The 438-nt window shown below is 55.7% G+C and carries 1 protein-coding gene; it reads right to left on the bottom strand.

Features of this window, described 5'->3' with window-relative positions; translation table 11 throughout:
• A partial coding sequence (locus tag H7U32_RS10425; protein ID WP_204469944.1) for an MFS transporter occupies nt 1–438 on the bottom strand: 438 nt, incomplete at both ends.

The raw sequence follows: 438 nt of genomic DNA, 5'->3' as shown, positions 1-438 counted from the left end.
ATCCCAACACCCAGCGCCCTGACATCGGTTGGGAAAAGGTCGGACTTCACAACTGCGGAGATCGAGGTATATCCGGTAAGGAAGATATAGCCCATGAGCAGCATGAGGAATGCAGTTACGGGCTTGCGGGCATGCGACAGACAGGTCACGAGAACCCAGGTATAAACGACTCCACCGGCGGCAAAGAAGAGCAACACCGGTTTGCGTCCGATCCGGTCACCGATGAGGCCTCCCAGCGGTTGCCCGAGCATGAGGATGAATAGGGCGATGAGGTTGACCGCGGTTGCCGCCATCGGAGTGCTGCTGAAAGTCGAATGGACGATATTCGGTGCATTGACGGTGTAGACATAGAAGCACAGGGTACCGCCGCTGGCGATGGTAAAAGCCAGGAGGAAGTTACCGAGATGGTTTCCAAAGAGCTCTTTCAGACTTCCTGAC

This window comes from Bifidobacterium pullorum subsp. saeculare (assembly GCF_016899725.1).
Lineage (GTDB): Bacteria > Actinomycetota > Actinomycetes > Actinomycetales > Bifidobacteriaceae > Bifidobacterium > Bifidobacterium pullorum_C.
This window is presented reverse-complemented; position numbering and strand designations above follow the sequence as displayed.